Genomic DNA, 19,001 nt, shown 5'->3' with positions numbered 1-19,001 from the left:
GATCGAGTCCCTCGACCCGCTCGGCCGCCCCTAGCGGCAGCCGAGCGGGTCGCAGGACAATCCGGGCTCTGCAAAACGGGCTACTACGGACCATACACGCGCTTTGCTACAAGCTGCCCTTCCTGAGCAGCCAAAGCATAGAAGGATTGTAGATCCCCTATCCTTCGCCGGACTTCGCTGATCACAAAGTCCGGCAGGCCTCTGAAGTGGTCACGTGCCGCGATGAGCAAGTCGACATTCAATCCGTCGAGAAAATGCGAGACCTCAACAACTTCCTGCCTGTCCAGCATTGTGATCAAATCACTCGGCCCGCCAACCGTGCCCAGCAACGCGCCCCCCAGGATCACCAGGCTCTCAACGCCCTGGACGGGAATCCGGTCCCGAGAGATGGCGATGTTTACCGAATCCCACACCTCTCCCACCGCACAGAAGCCAGCGAAGTCGGTCCCCTCGCCCCACTCCTCCTCGTCCAGCGCTGCCACAAAACGGCTCTCAAGATAATTCAGCCCACGACTGGCCTCATCCTCATCCAGTCGCCACATCGTCACAGACATACCCATCCAGACACCCTCCATTTCCGCTAGAATGCAAGACTTACTGCCAACGCCACTGGCAATTCCATCTGAAGTGGCGCGAATTCGACGTCGCGAAAGAATGGCCCGCTCGATATTCTAGCAGATATCAGAACAGGTCTGCCCGCCCGTTCGGCGCCACCGAGAACGACATCCTCAGGAATCCCGGAACATGGAATCTCGCGATTTCCGGTGAGCCCGCCTGATTCCTCTTCCCTCTTGGCGCTCGCCGAGAATCCTATGAGCCGCTAGGAGGGCAGGGTGGCTCTCGCGCACCGACGATGAGGATCGATATCTGCTGACGGAAATTCAGCCACGGGACCATCTCAGCGGCGCTATTTTTTGCGGGACTTATTCGTTCCGAAGTCGACCGAAGGCGAGGGATGGGAAGTCTTCTTCGCGTGAGGGATTCGATCGGCCTGCATGTCAAAATTCTCACAGTGGTTCGCGATCTGGGGGGGTTCACCTGCTTCGGCCGCAAGGCGTTTCCGAGCCGCCAAATCCTGACTGTTGCCGTGGCCGGAAGCCTGACCCCTGAAGTCGGCACGGCACTTGGCCTCGATGTCCTTGGCCTTGCCTGAGTCGTCCCTGCCAGGCTGTGACGGGCCGCCAGGATCCGACGAGTCAGAGGGAGCTCGGGCGACGCCCCCGGCAGGGGGAGAAGAGGGGCTCTCAGGCACCTTGGGCACCACGGTCGGCGAAGGGGACATCACTCGGTTCTCGGGGCGGTCTTCGTCATCGGGGGCGAGAGCTGCGAAGGCAGCGCCGCTGAGAGAGAGGCTGGCCAAGGTGGTGCCAAATGTGATGCGCATCGGCCATCGGCGCCACAGCCTGCGGGGATGACGGGTAGGGCGAGGACGCCAGTCGTCACGTGAGCGGGTCGGGGCGTCGTTCAGGTCGTCAGAGTCGCGCGCGGCACGAAAGGCGGCGAGCGCATCCGACTCACCCTCGTCTACCAGGGAAGCCGGGATGAGGGCCCCGATCAGAAGGTCTCGGAGTTGATCGGACTCGGGGGAAGCATGGGAGGCACTGATGGCCGGGGAGAGCTTTTCGGTCATCAGTGCCTCCAAGAGACGGGACTGCTGATCCTAGCGGCTGCGCGTCTGTCTGGAGCCTCCTGCGTGTCCGGTGAGGTACGCGCGCTGATGGCTTCTGGGGCTGCGAGGCGCTGCCGGAGGGCGCTCAGGCCTCGGCTGAGGGCAGTTCGTATGGCGCCCGGGCGTTTGCCGAGGATGCGGGCAACGGTGGGACCGTCGAGGCCGACGATGGTGGTGAGCAGGACGGCTTCCGCCTGACCGCGTGGCAGAGCCGCCAAGTGGGAGAGGACCTGCTGGGTGGAGATGTTCTCCAGGGCCCGGTCGTCGGTGCGGTCGAGGGATGGCGGGTGAAGAAGATCGTCGAGACCGGTGGGCGAGGGCTGGGGACGGGCCTTCTGATGGCGCAACAGGTCCAGTGCGCGGTTGCGGGCTATGACGACGGTCCAGGCACGGAAGCCGGCGCCATCGCCGCGAAAGCGCCTCAAGTCCCGGGCGATCTCCAGCCACGCGGTCGACGCGACGTCCTCTGCCTCGTTGCCGACGATGCCCCTCAAGTAACCGATCAGGAGCGGATTGACCAGGCGGTACGCGCTCACGAACGCTTCCTCGTCGCCCTCTTGGGCTCGCCGTACCGCTTTTGTGAGCTCTTGATCGTGTACCCGGACGTCCCGGCCCCCACGCCCGGACGTCCCCTCCCGCTCCTCCACCTTGTGCGCCCCGCTCTCAGTGCTCGTGTCCAGTCCCCCCTGGCGCGCCAGAGAAACATTCCACAGGGATATCACAGGGTGTCTGAGTAACTTCCGTCGCAATGAGCCTATTTACACAGGTCAGGACCGGTAAGGACGTCGGCGAGAGCGCCCGGACAGTGTCAGGTAGAAGGTGTGCAGGGACTCCTCGGCGCCGATGCGGTAGCGGTTCTCGATCTTGCCGAGAGGGCTGCGCACTCGGCCGTCCGGCATCCGTACGCCAACCCGCTGGCCGAAGAATTGCCGCTGCGAGGCATCCAGGTTCACCCACACCGCGCCCGCCCGTCGGACAAGCACCTCACCCACGTACGCGCCAAGCCCGACGAGCATGGGCGGCAGCGGGCCGTCCTGCGGGTCGCTCCCCTGGCGTAGGCCATCCACGAGGAAGTCCACCAGGCGGAGGCTGGCCACGGAGTAGTCAAGTGGGAGGGGGCCCCGCGCGGTGGTCGAGCGGCGGGCGGCGAGGTGTGTGAGAAGCGCGGCCGAGTGGTGGGGCATGTCGCCCGCTGAGACCGCCCAGCCGGTGGCTCCGCCCTGGACCAGGCATCTGCTTCCATCGGCGTTCCGGTCCATTCCCGTCTCCCTCGACTCTCCTCGGGAAGCGGCCGGTCCGATTCCCGTACTTCCCTAGCGGAGCGGGCTCCGGAAACGTCACACCATGCGAAGCCGTGCCCGGTCAGCCGATAACAAGCACCAGGTGAACAACTGTGTGGAGGAATCGTCCGAAGATGCCTGCTGCGCAATGCACGCCGTGTCGGCGGTCGGTCAGCTCGCCCCCTTGTGGATATCGCATGCCCCGGTGAGACCGAGCCGACCGCGAGCCGTCAGCCCCTACGACGCTACGAGTCAACCTCAGCAACCAGCAGAGCTCAATTCTTAGTTCAGAGAAGCCGACGCGTACCGTCTGGACACGACGAAACGACTCCTTATTAGCATTCGATCGAGGTGAGGAAGCTGCGGAAGGTGAACTACAGCCCAAACGTTGAGCCTCGGCTGGGGCGGGCTGCTCGAGCGCACCCACCCCCGTGGTTGAGATGTATGAGCACCTGGCCAGCCAACCTCTCCGGGATCACCGAACTGGTGCCCGCTGTCCCTGTCGGCCTCGACACCGCGAGCGACCTCCGCAACGGGGCCAGTGAACTCACCGCGTACGACGACGAGGTCCGCAAGATGCTTGCTGGACGGCCGCTGCGGCACCTATCACGCAACTCGACTCCTCGTTCACGAGATCGAGGACGTCTGGGCATTCGGTCTCCGAGCCCTGATCGAGGACTCCCTGAGCGATCGGGTAGACGGGCCATCAAAGCCGGCAGCATCGACACCGCCTACTTGACTACTCTGTAGGACTCGACCGCACGCGTCCACGAGCCGCCCCATGCAGCAAAGCATCGGCTCGGTGATACGAGTGCGATCAGCTCCCGTCAGCCGCCCGAAAAGCTATGGCCTGTCTGGCTCTTGTCGAACTAGGGAGGAGGGGTCTGACGGTTCGGCCCGGTGTGGGCGGACGCCGAGTTCCAGAGCAACCGTCGCCTCGGTCACCCGGCGCTGATCATCACGGGCATCAATGTTTCCACACCGGCCGCTACCGGCGCAGACCGGGAACTCATCTTCCACTCTCTCGGCACCCGCCTCGGCCTGAACGGCAGCGGCTTCACAATGCGCTACGCCGCCGGCATCCCCGCCGAGCGGATCCTGAACATCTGCCACCCCGGGCATGCGGTCGGCACAAGAACTTCTCGAAGTTCTTGCTCCCAGCAACCTGGCGTCGAGGCGGGCAACGAGTTGCCCTCAGCCCGGCAACCAGGGCCAGCGAAGACAACCCCCAGCAACTCGCCGCCCTGCCGCCGCCACGCCCCAAGGGTTGCCTCGGTTGCGCCCCCTCGCCTCCGCCAACCTCCGTTAAGACAACCCCAGGCTAACCGGGTTGGAAACACGCGCCCCGGCGCCGGCGCCGCTGTCTTCCCCTCACGTGCTGACCTCGGCGGCGGGAGCTCCGCAGATTGGCGGTGCCGAGATCCTCGGGCCCTCCGTGCAGAGGACGGGATCACGCTAGTGCCGCGTCAGGCAACGTTCGCCCTGTCGACGACCTCCTGTAGGCGTTGGTCGTCGGCGTGGCGGTTTCGCCAGATGATGTAGCGGCGGATCATGCTGCCCTGTTCCTTGTGGCTGGCGTGGTCGGTGCCGTCGAGGGTGAAGTAGCGCAGGGCGGTGAACTGTGCCTCGATGCGGTTGAGCCAGGAGCTGTTGGTGGGGGTGTAGGCGATCTCGACGTTGTTCGCGGTGGCCCAGGTGCCGACCCGCTGGCACTTCTTCGTGGTCAGGTGCGGGGAGAAGTTGTCGCAGATGATGGCGATACGGACCTCGGACGGGTAGAGGGTGCGCAGGTAGCGGCAGAACTCCAGGAACTGGGTGCGCTTCTTGATCGGCTTGATGTGGCCGTAGAGCTTGTCCTTGGTCAAGTCCAGGGCGGCGAACAGGTTCTGTCGAACCTGAACTCTGTCGGCCACGCCGACCAGTTTCAGTGAACGCGCCGATCGGGACCCGGTTCCCGATCGGCGCGTCGCGGGCCGCCGTATCAGCCGAGATGCCGGGCGAAGAACCTCAGCGTGCTCTCCAGCTCGAATGCCGGGATCTCCCCATGCTTGCCGGGGTTGGCGTGCAACGTTTTCTCGGCCGAGGCCAAGGTGTCGAACAGCGCCAAGCTCTGAACCCGCGGGACCCGCTCATCGTCCCACTGCACCAAGAACTCGACTGGGACAGTGATCCGCGCGGCGGCCTCGGCCGACGCCAGCACCCCGCCCAAGCCCAGTACCGCCGCGCGGACCCGCGGTTCGGCAGCGACGAACGGAACACCGAGACCGCATCCCAGCGAGACCCCCCAGTAGCCCACCGGGCCGGCGCCGACGTGCTCAATTTGCTGAACCGCGTCCAGGACCGCCCGCCATTCCGGCACAGTCTGGCGGGCCACGAGCGCCTGGAAGCTGGCGATCAGCGGGGCCAGCTCTTCACCGGCTTCCACGCAAGCCTGGTTCTCAGTCGCGATCCGGTCGTACTCCTCAACCTTCGGCCGGTCGCCGTGGGCGGGAGCGTCGACCGCCACGACCGCGAATCCGCATTCGGTCACGAAGCGGCGTGCACGAGCCAGGACGTCAGGGGCCTTCTTGTGCTGACCGCCACCGTGTCCCATCAAGACGAGCGGACGAGGGGCGACGGCACCTGCCGGCGTCCACAACGCGCCAGGAATCTCGCCGAGGTTGAAGAGCTGTTCGCGGACGCCGTCGGAAGACGTCTCAGAGATGAAGCGCATAGCGATTCATGCCTTTCGGGATGCCTCTGCGGGCACTCCCTAGGCCATGCGAGGGAGGGAGGCCCGACCTGTCGAAGCGTTGATCGGTCTCACCTCCTCAGTTCGCAGCAGTGCACGGCGGCAGGAACGTATCACGAAGGACTCCACCCTGGCCCGGGTGGGGATGCGACAGGGCAAACATTGTCTGATGCGGCACTAGCTTGAATGGGAAATCCTCAGGATTCCCGGCACCCACCGCACCGGGGCCGATGCCGAGAACACCGTCACCCTGACCCCGAAGTCCAGCAGAATCTCCTTGCGGGCTTGGACATCCGAGGCCTTCATCCATCGGTCCTCCACTGTTTCGCCAGTGGGGCGCTGCACCATGCCAGGCGGTCGCTGGGGCTCGCTCTCCAGGTCCTTCAGCTCGTGGGAAAGCTCGATGTAGCGCTCGCGATACCACTCGGCGTCGTCGGGCTGGTCGTAGAGGCCGGCTTCACGGTCGGCGCGCAGGCGCTGCTGGTTGGCCTTGACCTCGGCGATGCGGTCGGCGACGCCGTTTCCGGAGTCGTAGACAGTTTCGACGATCGCGCCGTGCCCGAACTTCTCCAGGAACCAGGCCTCGACCAGAGCGTCCAGCTTCGCAACGCGCATGATGGGAGCCGGACGGCAGTGCTGCGCGTTCTTCCAGCCCTTGTTCCGGGCGGTGCACGCGTAGCGAGGTGGTTCGTTGGCGGACGTCTGGGTGAAGAGCCGGTTGTGGCACTGGCCACACAGGGCCACTTCCGTCAGGAGGTACGACCGGTTGGACTTGCGGCCTCGGTATGGGGCGTCGCCGGCACGGAGCACCTCCTTCAAGGCGTTGTGGGTGGTGCGGTTCCACAACCCCTCGCACAGGCGCACCGGGTTTCCCGTCCGGTCGATGACGGGCTTGCGCTGGTGGACGAGGTAGCCCATGGCCGCCTCGGACAAAAGCATGTTGCGCAGGCTCGTGGGGTACCAGGGGCGCCCACCGGCCGGCTTGCCGTACATCACGGCGAGGTGGTCGGCCGGCGACAGCTCGCCCAGTCGGTTCAGACGAGCGGTCTCGCTGCTCACCGACACGTTCTCGGGGTCGGCGAGGATGCGGCGGGCCACGCTCCGCAGGACCTCGGCCGCATGCGGGTGCAGCTCGACGCGGTCGACCCGACCGTTCGGCACGGTGCGGGCGTACTGGAAGCCGTACGACGGCTTACCCTTCGGGCGGCCCGCGGCACGGATCTTCTTGGTGGCGTCGCGGTTGCGCCGTTGGATGGCGCGCAGCTCCATCTGCGCGCCCCAGGCCTCCATGGTGAAGCGGTTCTCGTCGTTCGGGTCGTCGAGGTTCCAGACGCCCTCGTGCCCGTAGGTGACGAGGAGCTTGTCCTCGTCGCGCATCTTGTAGCCGGTGTTCAGGCAGTCGACCACGTTGCGGCCGAGCCGGTCGACAGCCGCGGCGACGAGCCCGTCGTACTTGCCCCGCTCGTCACGGAGCCACGGACCGAGCTTGGGACGGGTCATCGGGTCGGTGGCGCCGGACACCTCCCAGTCGTCCGCCCGGTCGATGATGTGCCCGCCGATGGCGGCGGCAGCCGTCAGCACGTCCTCCCGCTGCCGCTCGGGCGAGGTCGTGGCGGCGTTGCCCCGCGACAGCCGGCGTGCTCCGAGCAGGCACTTTCCGCAGCCGTCGTACGGCCGCACGACCTCGTCCATGGTGGTACCGCGCATCTTTCTCCCGTTTCGCCGGAGCATAAGGAGAATTGGCGGCCGCACCCAGGACGATCTCGACCGGCTCGATCAGCCCAGGAAGCTCAACCGCACCTGCCGTTGCGGGTTGTCCTTGTTCGTGTCCACCAGGCAGATCGACTGCCACGTCCCCAGCTCCAGCCGTCCGCCGAGCACCGGCAGTGTCGCGTGGGGTGGGATCAGGGCCGGGAGGACGTGGTCGCGGCCGTGGCCCGGGGAGCCGTGGCGGTGTTGCCAGCGGTCGTCGGCGGGGAGGAGGAGGTGGAGGGCGGCGAGGAGGTCGTCGTCGCTGCCGGAGCCCGTTTCGAGGATGGCGAGGCCGGCGGTGGCGTGCGGGACGAAGAGGTTGAGGAGGCCGTCGCGGCCCTGGGCTGCGCGGGTGAGGAAGTCCTCGCAGTGCGGGGTGAGGTCGGTGACGGTCTCGGTGGAGCCGGTGGTGAGGCTGAGGATCGTGGTGTCGAAGGCCATGGGGTCATCCTGCCGTCCGTGGGGCGGGATTGCGCGTCCACGCACCGAGACACCGTTGACCGGGTCCGGAGCGCGTGGCTACGTTCGCGGCATGCTGCGTCCAGCCCTGCTCACCACGCGCGGTCACATCGACCTGCTGCGGGTGGCCTCCGCCGCGTGTCGTCGCGGCCGCTGACGCCCCGGGTCCTTCTCTCCCCTCTTCTTTTCGTTTCCTTTCTTCCACGGCGTGCTGACGCCGCGCGCCGGAAAGGCCGGTTCCGCATGACCGTCCATCTGCACTGGTTCCTGCCCACCGGCGGCGACGGCCGTACCCTCGTCGACCGGCATGTCTACGGCGACGGCGGCATCGGCCGGTCGTCCGCCGCCCGTGGCGTGCGCGCGCCCGACATCGGTTATCTGACCCAGATCGCCAAGGCCGCCGAGCAGTTGGGGTTCGAGGCGGTGCTCACTCCGACCGGGACGTGGTGCGAGGACGCGTGGCTGACGACGGTGGCGCTCGCGCAGCACACCGAGCGGCTGAAGTTCCTGGTGGCCTTCCGGCCCGGCGTGGTCTCGCCCGTACTCGCCGCGCAGATGGCGGCGACGTACCAGCGCATCACGGGCGGCCGGCTGCTGCTCAACGTGGTGACGGGCGGGGACGCGGCGGAGCAGCGGCGGTACGGGGACTTCCTGGACCACGACCGGCGGTACGCGCGGACCGACGAGTTCCTGCGAGTGGTGCGCGGGGTGTGGGGCGGGCAACCGTACGACTTCGAGGGCGAGTACGTACGGGTGGCGGGTGGGCTCACGGCGCTGCCGCCGGATCCCCTGCCGGAGATCTTCTTCGGCGGCTCCTCGGCGGCGGCCGGACCGGTGGCGGCCGAGCACGCGGACGTGTACCTGACCTGGGGCGAGCCGCCGTGGCAGGTGAAGGAGAAGATCGACTGGATCCGGCGGCTCGCGGAGGAGCGGGGCCGAACGGTCCGCTTCGGCATCCGGCTGCACACCATCTCTCGGGACTCGGCGCGCGAGGCGTGGGCGACGGCGGACCGGCTGCTCGACGCGCTGGAGCCGGAGGCCGTGGCGGCGGCGCAGGCCGCGCTCGGCCGCAGCGAGTCGGTGGGGCAGCAGCGGATGCTGGCGCTGCACGGCGGCGGCACGCTGGACCGGGACCGGCTGGAGATCGCGCCGAACCTGTGGGCGGGGGTGGGTCTGGTACGGGGCGGGGCGGGCACCGCGCTCGTGGGCAGCCACCGGGACGTGGCCGACCGCATCGAGGAGTACCACGATCTGGGCGTCGAGCACTTCGTACTCTCCGGCTATCCACATCTGGAGGAGGCGTACTGGTTCGGGGAGGGCGTACGGCCCGAGCTCGCCGCCCGGGGGTTGCTGCCCTCGACATCCCTCGGCCCGGGCCAGGGGGTCACCACATCGCGCCGCCGGATCCCGGAGGCCACGGCAACCCGCCGCACGGCCCCGGACACCTGGGAAGATCCTGACCGCTCACACCGTTAGTGGAACCGTGAACGATTTCGGGGTACACGAAGCGCGGGGCATCGACGTCGTCGTCATCGGCGCCGGTCAGGCCGGGCTCTCCGCCGCCTACCACCTGCGGCGGACCGGGTACGAGCCCGACCGCGACTTCGTGGTGCTCGACCACGCGCCCCGGCCCGGCGGCGCCTGGCAGTTCCGCTGGCCCTCGCTCACGTACGGCAAGGTGCACGGGATGCACGCGCTTCCCGGCAAGGAGCTGACCGGTGCCGACCCGGCGCGGCCCTCGTCCGCGGTGATCGGCGACTACTTCGCCGACTACGAGGAGACCTTCGGCCTGCGGGTCCACCGGCCGGTCGACGTCACGGCGGTGCGCGAGGGCGAGCAGGGGCGACTGATCGTGGAGACCTCGGAAGGGGTGTACGCCGCACGGGCGCTGATCAACGCGACCGGCACCTGGGACCGGCCGTTCTGGCCGCGCTACCCGGGACAGGAGACCTTCCGCGGACGGCAGCTGCACACCGCGCAGTACCCGGGGCCGGAGGCGTTCGCCGGACAGCGGGTGGTCGTGGTCGGCGGCGGGGCGTCCGGGACGCAGCACCTGATGGAGATCGCCGAGCACGCCGCCGCGACGACCTGGGTCACCCGGCGCGAGCCGGTGTGGCGCGAAGGCCCGTTCGGCGAGGTCCAGGGCCGGGCCGCGGTGGCGCTGGTGGAGGAGCGGGTACGGCAGGGGCTGGCGCCGCAGAGCGTCGTGTCGGTCACCGGGCTGCCGCTCAACGACGCCGTCCGGGACGCCCGCGAGCGCGGGATCCTGGACCGGCAGCCGATGTTCGACCGGATCACTCCGACCGGCGTGGCCTGGGACGACGGGCGGACCGTGGACGCGGACGTGATCCTGTGGGCGACCGGATTCCGGGCGGCGATCGACCATCTGGCGCCGCTGCGGCTGCGCGAGCCGGGCGGCGGCATCCGGGTGGAGGGGACCAGGGCGGTACGCGATCCCCGCGTCCATCTCGTCGGCTACGGGCCCTCGGCCTCGACCATCGGCGCCAACCGGGCCGGCCGCGCCGCCGTGAACGAGATCCGCGCCCTGCTCAGTGGCCAGGCCCGGTCGCCGCAGTCCGCGCCGCTCCCGCAGCCCGTCGCCGCTCGTTGAACTCGGCCACGTTCGCCTGGTGTTCGGCGTAGCTGGCGGTGAAGCGGGTGTCGCCGGGCCGGACGGTCACGAAGTAGAGCCAGTCGCCCTTCGCGGGGGCGAGGGCGGCCGCCATGGCCTCGTCACCCGGGTTTCCGATGGGTGACGGCGGCAGGCCCCGGCGCTCGTAGGTGTTGTACGGGCTGTCGATGCGGGTGTCCTGGTGGCTGGTGTCGACGGTGTCGCGGCCGAGGGCGTAGTTGATGGTGGAGTCCATCTGGAGCGGCATGCCCTGGGCGAGCCGGTTGTAGACGACGCGCGCGACCTTGCCCATGTCGTCGGCGGTGTCGGCCTCGGCCTGGACGATGCTGGCGACGATCACCGCCTCGTGGACGCTGATCCCGTGCTGCCGGGCGCCTTCCGCGACGCGGGCGGTTCCGAAGCGCTTCACCGCCGTCTCGACCATGTAGCGCAGCAGACCCTCGGCGGTGGTGGCCTTGCCCACCGGATAGGTGGCCGGGAAGAGATAGCCCTCGGGGTTGCCTCCCGCGGCGGCCGGGAGGGCGAGACCGGTGGCCGGCGCGTGGGCGGCCTTGCGGGCGGTGCCGGCCGGCAGGCCGAGGGCGCGGTCGACGGCCGCGTACACCTCCCCGCCCCGCCAGCCCTCGGGGATCAGCAGGGTGCGCTGCTTCTCGGGCGCGGGTCGGTCGGACGGTCCGCCGAGCAGCAGCAGGGGCACGGCGACCGCGGCGGCGAGACCGAGGACGGCGCTCACGAGGACGACGAGCCTGCCGCGCCGGGTGAGCCGGGGACGGCGGCGACGGGGTGCGGGCTGCCAGGTCCGGTTCGTCATGGTTTGCACGCTAACCCGGCCGCGCGCCGATTCCGGGGAGCCGCACGCGGCGCGCGCACCGGGCGTGGACGCGCCAGCGCCGCCGGTCCCCTGGGACGGGGGGCCGACGGCGCTGCTTCCTGCTGTGACTCGTGCGTCAGATCAGCCAGCCCAGGAAGTGGACGACGCCGGCGAGCAGGTTGGTGATGACGTTCATGATGGTGCTTCTCCTCGTGCAGAGCTTTCTGTGGGACTGCGCAGTCGCGGTCTGCAGCCCGTCACTTGCGCACCGTAATCATCAGCCGCCACACGGGAGTTGGGCAATGAAATCCGGGACGATCACACGTTCTGGGGAACAACCGCTCCCGCGTTCGTGTGTTCGTCACGGCGCACCAGGGCCGCGTACCGTCCGTCGAGGGCCAGCAGTTCCTCGTGTGTGCCGCGCTCGGCGATGCGGCCCGCCTCCAGGACGACGATCTGGTCGGCATCGCGGACGGTGGAGAGCCGGTGGGCGATGGTGATGGTGGTGCGGCCCGCGGAGAGCGCGTCGATCGCCTGCTGGACGGCGTGTTCGGTACGGGTGTCGAGGGCGCTCGTCGCCTCGTCGAGGATCAGCACGGGCGGGTCGCGCAGGATGGTGCGGGCGATCGCCAGGCGCTGCTTCTCACCGCCCGAGAAGCGGTAGCCGCGCTCGCCGACGAGGGTGTCGTAGCCGTCGGGGAGCGACGCGATGTGGTCGTGGATCTGGGCGGCGCGGGCCGCGGCCTCGATCTCGGCGTCGCTGGCGTCGGGCTTGGCGAAGCGCAGGTTGTCGGCGACGGAGGCGTGGAAGAGGTAGGTCTCCTGGGAGACCACGCCGACGGCCCGGGCCAGGGTGTCGAAGTCGAGGTCGCGCACGTCGACCCCGTCGAGGGTGACCCGGCCCTCGGTGACGTCGTAGAGCCGGGGCACCAGATAGCTGAGGGTGGACTTGCCGGAACCGGTGGGACCGACGACGGCGAGGCTGCCGCCGGCCGGGACGGTGACGTCGACGCCGTCGAGGGTGGGGCGGCCCGCACCCTCGGGGTCGTAACGGAAGCCGACCTTCTCGAAGGCGACCTCGCCGGACACCTTCGGGAGGCGGACGGGCTCGGCGGGCTCCGTGATGTCGACGGGCAGGTCGAGGTACTCGAAGATGCGCTGGAAGAGGGCGAGCGAGGTCTGGATCTGGACGCCGGTCGACAGCAGGCTCACGGTGGGCCGGAAGAGGCCCTGCTGGAGCGAGACGAAGGCGACGAGCGTGCCCAGGGAGATCGCGGGGCCACCGATGTCGTGGGAGAGTCCGGCCGCCCAGTAGAGCAGCGCGGGCATGGCGGCCATGACGATACCGATGACGGACATCCGCCAGCGGCCGGCCATGGAGGAGCGCACTTCGAGGTCGACCAGGCGCTCGGACTCCTCGGCGAAGGACTTCGTCAGGGAGTCGGCGCGGCCCATGGTCCGGCCGAGCAGGATGCCGCTGACGGAGAGGGACTCGGTGACGGTCGCCGCCATGGCGGCCATCTGCTTCTGCCGCCGGGTGGTGATGCGCTTCCGCTCGCGGCCGACCCGGCGGCTGATCCAGGCGAAGACCGGCAGCAGGAGCAGCGAGACGAGGGTGAGCCGCCAGTCGAGGGCGAGCATGGCGACGACGGTCGCGATCACGGCGGTGACGTTGGAGACCAGGGAGGTGGCGGTCGAGGTGACCGTCGCCTGCATGCCGCCGATGTCGTTCGCGATCCGGGACTGGACCTCGCCCGTGCGGGTGCGCGTGAAGAAGGCCAGCGGCATCCGCTGGAGCTGGGCGTAGACACCGGTGCGCAGATCGTGCATGACGCGCTGGCCGACGGTGGTGGATATCAGCGTCTGGAGCACGCCGAAGACGCCTGAGACCACGGCGGTGGCGATCATGCCGAGCGCGAGCAGGCTGAGCAGCCCGGTGCGGCCCTGCGGGATCGCGGTGTCCAGGATCTCGCGCAGCAGGAACGGCGAGGCGATCGAGACCAGCGACGACGCGGCCACGAGCAGGCCGACGAGGGCGAGCCGGCTGCGGTAGGGCCGGAACAGCCGCAGAATGCGCCGCAGCTGGGCGGGCTCCTCGGGGCGGCGGGAATCACGGGCGGGGGGTGTCCAGGTGGACTCGTCGTGCGGATGCATGGGCTCCTACGAGGGTTCGGGGATGTGCCAGGAGAGGCCATCAGAGCATAGCTCATTGTTACCTATACTCACAATGAACCGGGTCCTGATAAAATTCCGTCATGAGCAACCCCGCCCCGGACGCACCCGGCGCCACCGACCCCGACGGTCTCCTCGCCGAGCAGCTGCTGCGGCTCACCCGCCGGCTGCACCGCCTCCACAAGCGGTATCTGGAGCCGGTCGGCATCACGCCCGCGCAGTTCCGGCTGCTCCGTACCGTCGCGCACTACGAGGAACCGCCCCGGATGGCCGACCTCGCCGCCCGGCTCGAAGTGGTCCCGCGCGCCGTCACCAGTCTCGTCGACGGCCTGGAGGCGGCCGGCCGGGTGCGCCGGGTGCCCGATCCCACGAACCGCCGGGTGGTGCGGATCGAGCTCACCGACGCGGGCCGCGACACGCTGAGGGAGCTGCGCAGCGCGCGCCGTGGGGCCGCAGAGGACATCCTTGCCCCACTGACCGTCGAACAGCGCAAGGTGCTCGGAGGTCTGCTGTCCGCCCTGGTCGACCAGGGGCCGGAGCGCGGCTGCTGAGTCCGGGGCGGCCGGCTGCTGAGTCCGGGGCAGCCGGGACCGGGGCACGCCGCGCACTGGAGGGGAGCCCTGGCCATGCCCGTACTGGAACCGAGTCCGCGGGCCCTGCGCGCCGGTACGACGCGGCGGGCGGCGCCCGACCGGGTGCCCGACCTGCAGGCCCGCGGCACGCCGAAGCACCTGCGCGAGGAACTGGTCGCGATCCTCGGCCCGGAGAAGGTGCTGGGGAGGATCTCCGACCTGGTGCGGTACGCCTCCGACGCCAGCCCCTACCGTTTCGTACCCCAGGTCGTGGTGGTCGCCGAGGACGTCGACGACGTGTCCGCGATTTTCTCGTACGCGCACGGCAAGGGCCGCGAGGTGGTGTTCCGGGCCGCCGGGACGAGCCTGAACGGGCAGGCGCAGGGCGAGGACATCCTGGTGGACGTGCGCCGCCACTGGGCGGGTGTGGAGGTCCTGGACGGCGGCGCCCGGGTCCGGATCCGGCCGGGCACGACGGTGGTCCGGGCGAACGCGGCCCTCGCCCCGCACGGCCGGGTGCTCGGCCCCGACCCGGCGAGCGCCATCGCCTGCACGCTCGGCGGCGTGGTCGCCAACAACGCCTCCGGCATGACCGCCGGCACCACCCGCAACTCCTACCGGACCCTCGCCTCGCTGACCTTCGTGCTGCCGAGCGGCACCATCGTCGACACCGCCGACCCGGCCGCGGACGAGGAGCTGGCCCGGGCCGAGCCGCGGCTGTGCGCGGGGCTCATGGGCCTCAAGGCGGAGATCGAGGCGGACCCGGAGCTCACGGCCCGGATCCGCGCCAAGTACGCGATCAAGAACACCAACGGCTACCGGCTCGACGCCTTCCTCGACGGCGCCACCCCCGTCGAGATCCTGCGCGGCCTGATGGTGGGCTCGGAGGGCACCTTCGGTTTCATCTCCGAGCTCGTCTTCGACACCCTCCCGCTGGACCGCGAGGTCGCCACGGCCCTCCTCTTCTTCCCGTCGTTGCCCGCCGCCGCGGCCGCCGTGCCGCACTTCAACGACGCGGGGGCGCTCGCCGTCGAGCTGATGGACGGCAACACCCTGCGGGCCTCGGTGAGCGTGCCCGGGGTGCCCGCCGACTGGGCGGAGCTGCCCCGGGAGACGGCCGCGCTGCTCGTGGAGTTCCGGGCGCCGGACGAGACCGCGCTCGCGGCGTACGAGGAGGCCGCCGCCCGTGTCCTGGCGGAGGTCGAGCTGGTGGCGCCGGTCGCGTCCGTCGACAACGCCTTCACGCGGGACGCGCGGACGATCGGCGGGTACTGGAAGGCCCGCAGGGCGTTCGTGACGGCCGTCGGCGGCTCGCGCCCGTCCGGTACGACCCTGATCACCGAGGACTTCGCGGTGCCTCCGGCCCGGCTCGCGGAAGCCTGCGCGGAGCTGCTCGAACTGCAGGCCCGGCACGGCTTCGACGCCGCCGTGGCCGGTCACGCGGCGCACGGCAATCTGCACTTCCTGCTCGCCTTCGACGCCGGCGACCCGGCGGACGTGGAGCGGTACGCGGCCTTCATGGACGAGTTCTGCAAGCTGACCGTGGAGCGCTTCGACGGCTCGCTGAAGGCCGAGCACGCCACCGGCCGCAACCTCGCACCCTTCCTGGAGCTGGAGTGGGGCGCCAAGGCGACCGAGCTGATGTGGCGGACGAAGGAGGTCATCGACCCGGACGGCGTCCTCGCGCCGCGGATCGTGCTCGACCGCGACCCGCAGGCGCATCTGCGCGGCCTGAAGACCATCCCCACCGTGGAGCCGGTCGCCGACCCGTGCATCGAGTGCGGCTTCTGTGAACCCACCTGTCCCAGCCACGACCTGACGACCACGCCGCGCCAACGGATCGTCCTGCGGCGGGAGATGATGCGGCAGGCCGACGGATCGCCGGTCGAGACCGGCCTGTTGGCCTCCTACGGCTACGACGCCGTCGACACCTGCGCCGGCGACTCCACGTGCCGGCTGGACTGCCCGGTCGGCATCGACACCGGGGCACTCATGAGGCGCTTCCGGCACGAGCGGCACTCGCCGCGCGAGGAACGGATCGCCGCGCTCGCCGCCACGCACTTCCGGGCCGTCGAGGCGTCCGCCCGGCTGGCGGTGGCGGCGGGGCGGCGCGTCGGCGACCGGTTCCTGGAGTCGGCGACGGGTCTCGCGCGCAAGGCCGTGCGGCCCGATCTCGTACCGGAATGGCTGCCCGAGATCCCCGGCGCGGCGCCCCGCCGGCTTCCCCGCACCCATCGTCCGGCCGCCGTCGCGGTCTACTACCCGGCCTGTGTGAACCGGATCTTCAGCAGTCCGGAGGGGCACGAGGAGCACGAGGAGAGCGCGGGACACGGGGGACACGGGGGGCACAGGGGACCGTCGCTGCCGGAGGCGGTGGTGGCACTGTCGGCCCGCGCCGGGCGGCCGGTGTGGATCCCGGACGACGTGGCCGGCACGTGCTGCGCGACCATCTGGCACTCCAAGGGGTACGAGCGCGGCACCGAGGTGATGGCGAACCGGATCGTGGCGGCCGCCTGGGGCTGGACGGCCGGCGGCCGGCTGCCGCTGGTCGTGGACGCTTCCTCGTGCACGCTCGGCATCGCACACGAGGTGGTGCCGTATCTCACCGACGAGAACCGGGAGTTGCACGCGGAGCTGACGATCGTCGATTCACTGGTGTGGGCGGCCGACGAGCTGCTCCCCCGGCTCGACGTGCGTCGCCGGGTCGGCTCGGCCGTCGTCCATCCCACCTGTTCCATGCGGCACTTGGGTGACGTGGAGGAACTGACGCGGCTCGCCGCGGCGTGCGCGGAGGAGGTCGTCGTGCCGAGAGACGCCGGCTGCTGCGCCTTCGCCGGCGACCGGGGCATGCTGCACCCGGAGCTGACGGCCTCGGCCACGGCGCGCGAGGCGGCGGAGGTCACCGCCCGGCCCTTCGACGCGCATCTGTCGGCCAACCGGATGTGCGAGATCGGCATGGACCGGGCCACCGGCCGCACGTACCGGTCGGCGCTCCTGGAACTGGAGCGCGCGACCCGGCCGTGACGCCGTGGCGGATGTCCGGGCCCGCCGGTCGTGGCGGGCCCGGCGTCCGTACGCGGGGACGTCCGTACGCGGGGACGTCCGTACGCGAGGACGTCCGTACGCGAGGACGTCCGTACGCGAGGACGTCCGCACACGGGGACGGGTCAGCAGCGCCGCGAGTCCTCGACCAAGGTGCCCTGGGCGGTCCTCAGCGTCCGGTCGTAGCAGCCCTCGGAGCCGTACAGCCGGTAGCGCTCCTCGCTGGTGCCGACGGCGTGCCGCTGTTCACGCGGGACGCCGAGGTTGAAGGCGGCGTCACCGGTGTACGTGTCGTCGAGCCGCGACCAGGACAGGCGCTTGTCGCCGCGCACGACGGCGATGTCCGCGCGGTCGCCGACGGTGAGGACGGTCCGCAGCCGGTTGGCGGCGTCCACGCTGATCTCGCCGTCCATGGTGTACGTGCGGTGGGTGCGGGTCGTGGTCCAGCCGACGGTCACGGTCTCGTCGTCGCTCCACCGGGCGGCGAGCGCGTCCGGGTTCTCGTCCGCGCCCCAGCGGTGGGTGGAGCGGTGGTCGACGGTGCGGGTGACGGTGGTGTCGACGCGGCCGTGCGAGGTGTTCAGGTGACCGGCGACGGTGAGGGTGTGCCCGCCGGTGGTCTCCAGGACGTCGGGCGAACCGGCCGAACCGGGCGTGTGGACGGGCGAGTTGCGCAGCGCGCCGGCCTCGTGGCGGTCCAGGGCGCCGGTGACGACGGCGCGGCCCTCGTCCTGCCAGAGCAGCACGTTGGCGGGGACGCTCCACCCGCTCTGTCCGGCCGGGACGCCGGCGACGGAGACCTCGACGCGGTGGGCCCGGCCGTCGTTGAGGACGGCGGCGAAGGGCGTGAGGTCGTAGACGACGGGCTGCACGTCGAAGGCGCGCGGCGCGGGGGTCACGTACCAGAGGAAGGGGTTGGACCAGCCGCCCGTCCACACGTGCGGGAACGGGGCGGCGATGCCGGCGAGTTGCCCGTCGACGCTGATCTGCACCTCGCGGTACGGGCCTTCGGTCGCCTTGCAGGAGTACGGGGCGGCGTCGGGGACGGTGAGGTACCAGAACTCCTCGCAGCCGCCGCCGGAGCCGGTGGCGTACACCTCCGCGAGGATCCGCTCGGTGTTGCGCGGGGTGGTGAGGCTGCCGCCGGTCAGCGGCAGCACCCGGTCGGGGGTGGCGGCGGGCTTCGCCTTGCCGTGGGCGGTGTAGAAGGTGAGGGTGACGCGGACGTCGAGGACACCTGTGTAGGTGTCGTTGACGACGTTGCCGATGAGCATCTCGACGGACTGCGGGCGGCTGAAGGTGTCCCGGTAGCGGGTGACGTCCTTCTGCACGGACCAGGCGATGCCTTCGGGCGAGGGCTCGGGGGTGGAGGTGCGGAGGATCTCGACGCCGCCGACGGTGAGGTAGCCGAGCCGGTCGTACTGACGGCCCTTCACCTTGCCATCGAGGCGGAGCACGACCTTGTTCCAGCGCGTGCCGCACTCCTTGGGCGGGGCGTAACTCCCCTGGAAGGGCGTGAAGTCGCGGAACTGGGTCTCGACCAGGGTCACTTGGCAGCTGCGGGTGTCGGGGGTGTCGATCGGCGGCGCCGCGGTGACCGGGTCGTGCCAGTCGGTGGTGAACTCGGCCGGCGGGGTGGCGGGGGCCTCGTCCGCACCGGCGGAAGCGGGGGCGGCGAGCAGCAGTCCGGCGGCCAGGGTGAGGCCGCCGATCATGCTCATGATCTTCCGTTGTCTCATGGGTCGTGAGTGAAGCGCGGGCCGGGTGAGCTGGTCCAGAGGGCGTGGGCCCGCCTTGGCCTGATGTGTTCGGAGTTGCCAGAAAATCGATTGCCGGAGGGCCGCTCGCGGCGCAAACCTTGGAGGGTTCGGAAGGCCCCTC

Annotated in this window: 14 protein-coding genes and 1 pseudogene; 5 read left to right on the top strand and 10 right to left on the bottom strand. The window is 70.0% G+C overall.

Annotated features, from left to right (window positions below; all coding sequences use genetic code 11):
* Positions 1–83 precede the first annotated feature (83 nt).
* The gene (locus ACWEJX_RS26590) at positions 84–575 is read right to left on the bottom strand and encodes a DUF1877 family protein (RefSeq protein ID WP_451609929.1); all 492 of its coding nucleotides are present in this window, start codon (positions 573–575) and stop codon (positions 84–86) included.
* Positions 576–973: 398 nt separating this feature from the next.
* On the opposite strand from ACWEJX_RS26590, the gene ACWEJX_RS26585 reads away from it, so the two are divergent.
* The gene (locus ACWEJX_RS26585) at positions 974–1,153 is read left to right on the top strand and encodes a hypothetical protein (RefSeq protein ID WP_451609928.1); all 180 of its coding nucleotides are present in this window, start codon (positions 974–976) and stop codon (positions 1,151–1,153) included.
* Positions 1,154–1,629: 476 nt separating this feature from the next.
* Here ACWEJX_RS26585 and ACWEJX_RS26580 read toward each other — a convergent pair whose 3' ends face one another.
* The 6 genes and pseudogenes from ACWEJX_RS26580 to ACWEJX_RS26555 form a co-directional block, all read right to left on the bottom strand.
* Positions 1,630–2,316, bottom strand: a complete 687-nt coding sequence (locus tag ACWEJX_RS26580; protein ID WP_451609927.1) for an RNA polymerase sigma factor — start codon at positions 2,314–2,316, stop codon at positions 1,630–1,632.
* Between the two features lie 120 nt (positions 2,317–2,436).
* Positions 2,437–2,748, bottom strand: a complete 312-nt coding sequence (locus tag ACWEJX_RS26575) for a hypothetical protein (protein WP_451609926.1) — start codon at positions 2,746–2,748, stop codon at positions 2,437–2,439.
* Positions 2,749–4,415: 1,667 nt separating this feature from the next.
* Positions 4,416–4,835, bottom strand: a pseudogene (locus tag ACWEJX_RS26570) (transposase); the annotation flags it as partial.
* Positions 4,836–4,930: 95 nt separating this feature from the next.
* Positions 4,931–5,662 carry a dienelactone hydrolase family protein gene (locus ACWEJX_RS26565; protein WP_451609925.1) on the bottom strand — a complete coding sequence of 244 codons (732 nt, stop codon included), beginning with the start codon at positions 5,660–5,662 and terminating at the stop codon, positions 4,931–4,933.
* 195 nt (positions 5,663–5,857) lie between these two features.
* Positions 5,858–7,387, bottom strand: coding sequence for a recombinase family protein (locus tag ACWEJX_RS26560; protein ID WP_451609924.1), 1,530 nt, complete (start codon positions 7,385–7,387; stop codon positions 5,858–5,860).
* A gap of 69 nt (positions 7,388–7,456) precedes the next feature.
* Positions 7,457–7,873: a YjbQ family protein gene (locus tag ACWEJX_RS26555; protein WP_451609923.1), complete on the bottom strand. Its 417-nt coding sequence runs from the start codon at positions 7,871–7,873 to the stop codon at positions 7,457–7,459.
* Between the two features lie 261 nt (positions 7,874–8,134).
* Between ACWEJX_RS26555 and ACWEJX_RS26550 the strand changes: the two genes are divergently transcribed.
* Both ACWEJX_RS26550 and ACWEJX_RS26545 read left to right on the top strand, forming a co-directional pair.
* Positions 8,135–9,367, top strand: coding sequence for an LLM class flavin-dependent oxidoreductase (locus tag ACWEJX_RS26550; protein WP_451609922.1), 1,233 nt, complete (start codon positions 8,135–8,137; stop codon positions 9,365–9,367).
* A gap of 7 nt (positions 9,368–9,374) precedes the next feature.
* Positions 9,375–10,502: an NAD(P)-binding domain-containing protein gene (locus tag ACWEJX_RS26545; RefSeq protein WP_451609921.1), complete on the top strand. Its 1,128-nt coding sequence runs from the start codon at positions 9,375–9,377 to the stop codon at positions 10,500–10,502.
* On the opposite strand, the gene mltG is transcribed toward ACWEJX_RS26545, so the two are convergent.
* Positions 10,441–11,334: an endolytic transglycosylase MltG gene (gene mltG / locus ACWEJX_RS26540; protein WP_451609920.1), complete on the bottom strand. Its 894-nt coding sequence runs from the start codon at positions 11,332–11,334 to the stop codon at positions 10,441–10,443. The genes ACWEJX_RS26545 and mltG overlap by 62 nt on opposite strands.
* Before the next feature lie 318 nt (positions 11,335–11,652).
* Positions 11,653–13,488: an ABC transporter ATP-binding protein gene (locus ACWEJX_RS26535; RefSeq protein ID WP_451609919.1), complete on the bottom strand. Its 1,836-nt coding sequence runs from the start codon at positions 13,486–13,488 to the stop codon at positions 11,653–11,655.
* Positions 13,489–13,589: 101 nt separating this feature from the next.
* Here ACWEJX_RS26535 and ACWEJX_RS26530 point away from each other — a divergent pair, with 101 nt between their 5' ends.
* Complete coding sequence (locus ACWEJX_RS26530) at positions 13,590–14,057, top strand: MarR family winged helix-turn-helix transcriptional regulator (RefSeq protein ID WP_451609918.1); 468 nt, start codon at positions 13,590–13,592, stop codon at positions 14,055–14,057.
* Between the two features lie 75 nt (positions 14,058–14,132).
* Positions 14,133–17,102, top strand: a complete 2,970-nt coding sequence (locus ACWEJX_RS26525) for an FAD-binding and (Fe-S)-binding domain-containing protein (RefSeq protein WP_451609917.1) — start codon at positions 14,133–14,135, stop codon at positions 17,100–17,102.
* Between the two features lie 143 nt (positions 17,103–17,245).
* On the opposite strand, the gene ACWEJX_RS26520 is transcribed toward ACWEJX_RS26525, so the two are convergent.
* Entirely contained in the window at positions 17,246–18,859 is a 1,614-nt protein-coding gene (locus tag ACWEJX_RS26520; protein ID WP_451609916.1) for a peptide-N4-asparagine amidase, read from the bottom strand.
* Positions 18,860–19,001 lie beyond the last annotated feature (142 nt).

It is taken from the genome of Streptomyces sp. NPDC004788 (genome assembly GCF_053601115.1).
The sequence above is the reverse complement of the archived record's forward strand: the minus strand, read 5'-3'. Positions and strand labels throughout refer to the sequence as shown.

Bases quoted from the DNA above. Each gene is read 5' to 3' on its own strand.
- ACWEJX_RS26535 (WP_451609919.1), bottom strand. From the start codon at position 13,488: ATGCATCCGCACGACGAGTCCACCTGGACACCCCCCGCCCGTGATTCC.
- ACWEJX_RS26590 (WP_451609929.1), bottom strand. From the start codon at position 575: ATGGAGGGTGTCTGGATGGGTATGTCTGTGACGATGTGGCGACTGGAT.
- ACWEJX_RS26560 (WP_451609924.1), bottom strand. From the start codon at position 7,387: ATGCGCGGTACCACCATGGACGAGGTCGTGCGGCCGTACGACGGCTGC.
- ACWEJX_RS26525 (WP_451609917.1), top strand. From the start codon at position 14,133: ATGCCCGTACTGGAACCGAGTCCGCGGGCCCTGCGCGCCGGTACGACG.
- ACWEJX_RS26530 (WP_451609918.1), top strand. From the start codon at position 13,590: ATGAGCAACCCCGCCCCGGACGCACCCGGCGCCACCGACCCCGACGGT.
- ACWEJX_RS26555 (WP_451609923.1), bottom strand. From the start codon at position 7,873: ATGGCCTTCGACACCACGATCCTCAGCCTCACCACCGGCTCCACCGAG.
- ACWEJX_RS26520 (WP_451609916.1), bottom strand. From the start codon at position 18,859: ATGAGACAACGGAAGATCATGAGCATGATCGGCGGCCTCACCCTGGCC.
- ACWEJX_RS26550 (WP_451609922.1), top strand. From the start codon at position 8,135: ATGACCGTCCATCTGCACTGGTTCCTGCCCACCGGCGGCGACGGCCGT.
- mltG (WP_451609920.1), bottom strand. From the start codon at position 11,334: ATGACGAACCGGACCTGGCAGCCCGCACCCCGTCGCCGCCGTCCCCGG.
- ACWEJX_RS26565 (WP_451609925.1), bottom strand. From the start codon at position 5,662: ATGCGCTTCATCTCTGAGACGTCTTCCGACGGCGTCCGCGAACAGCTC.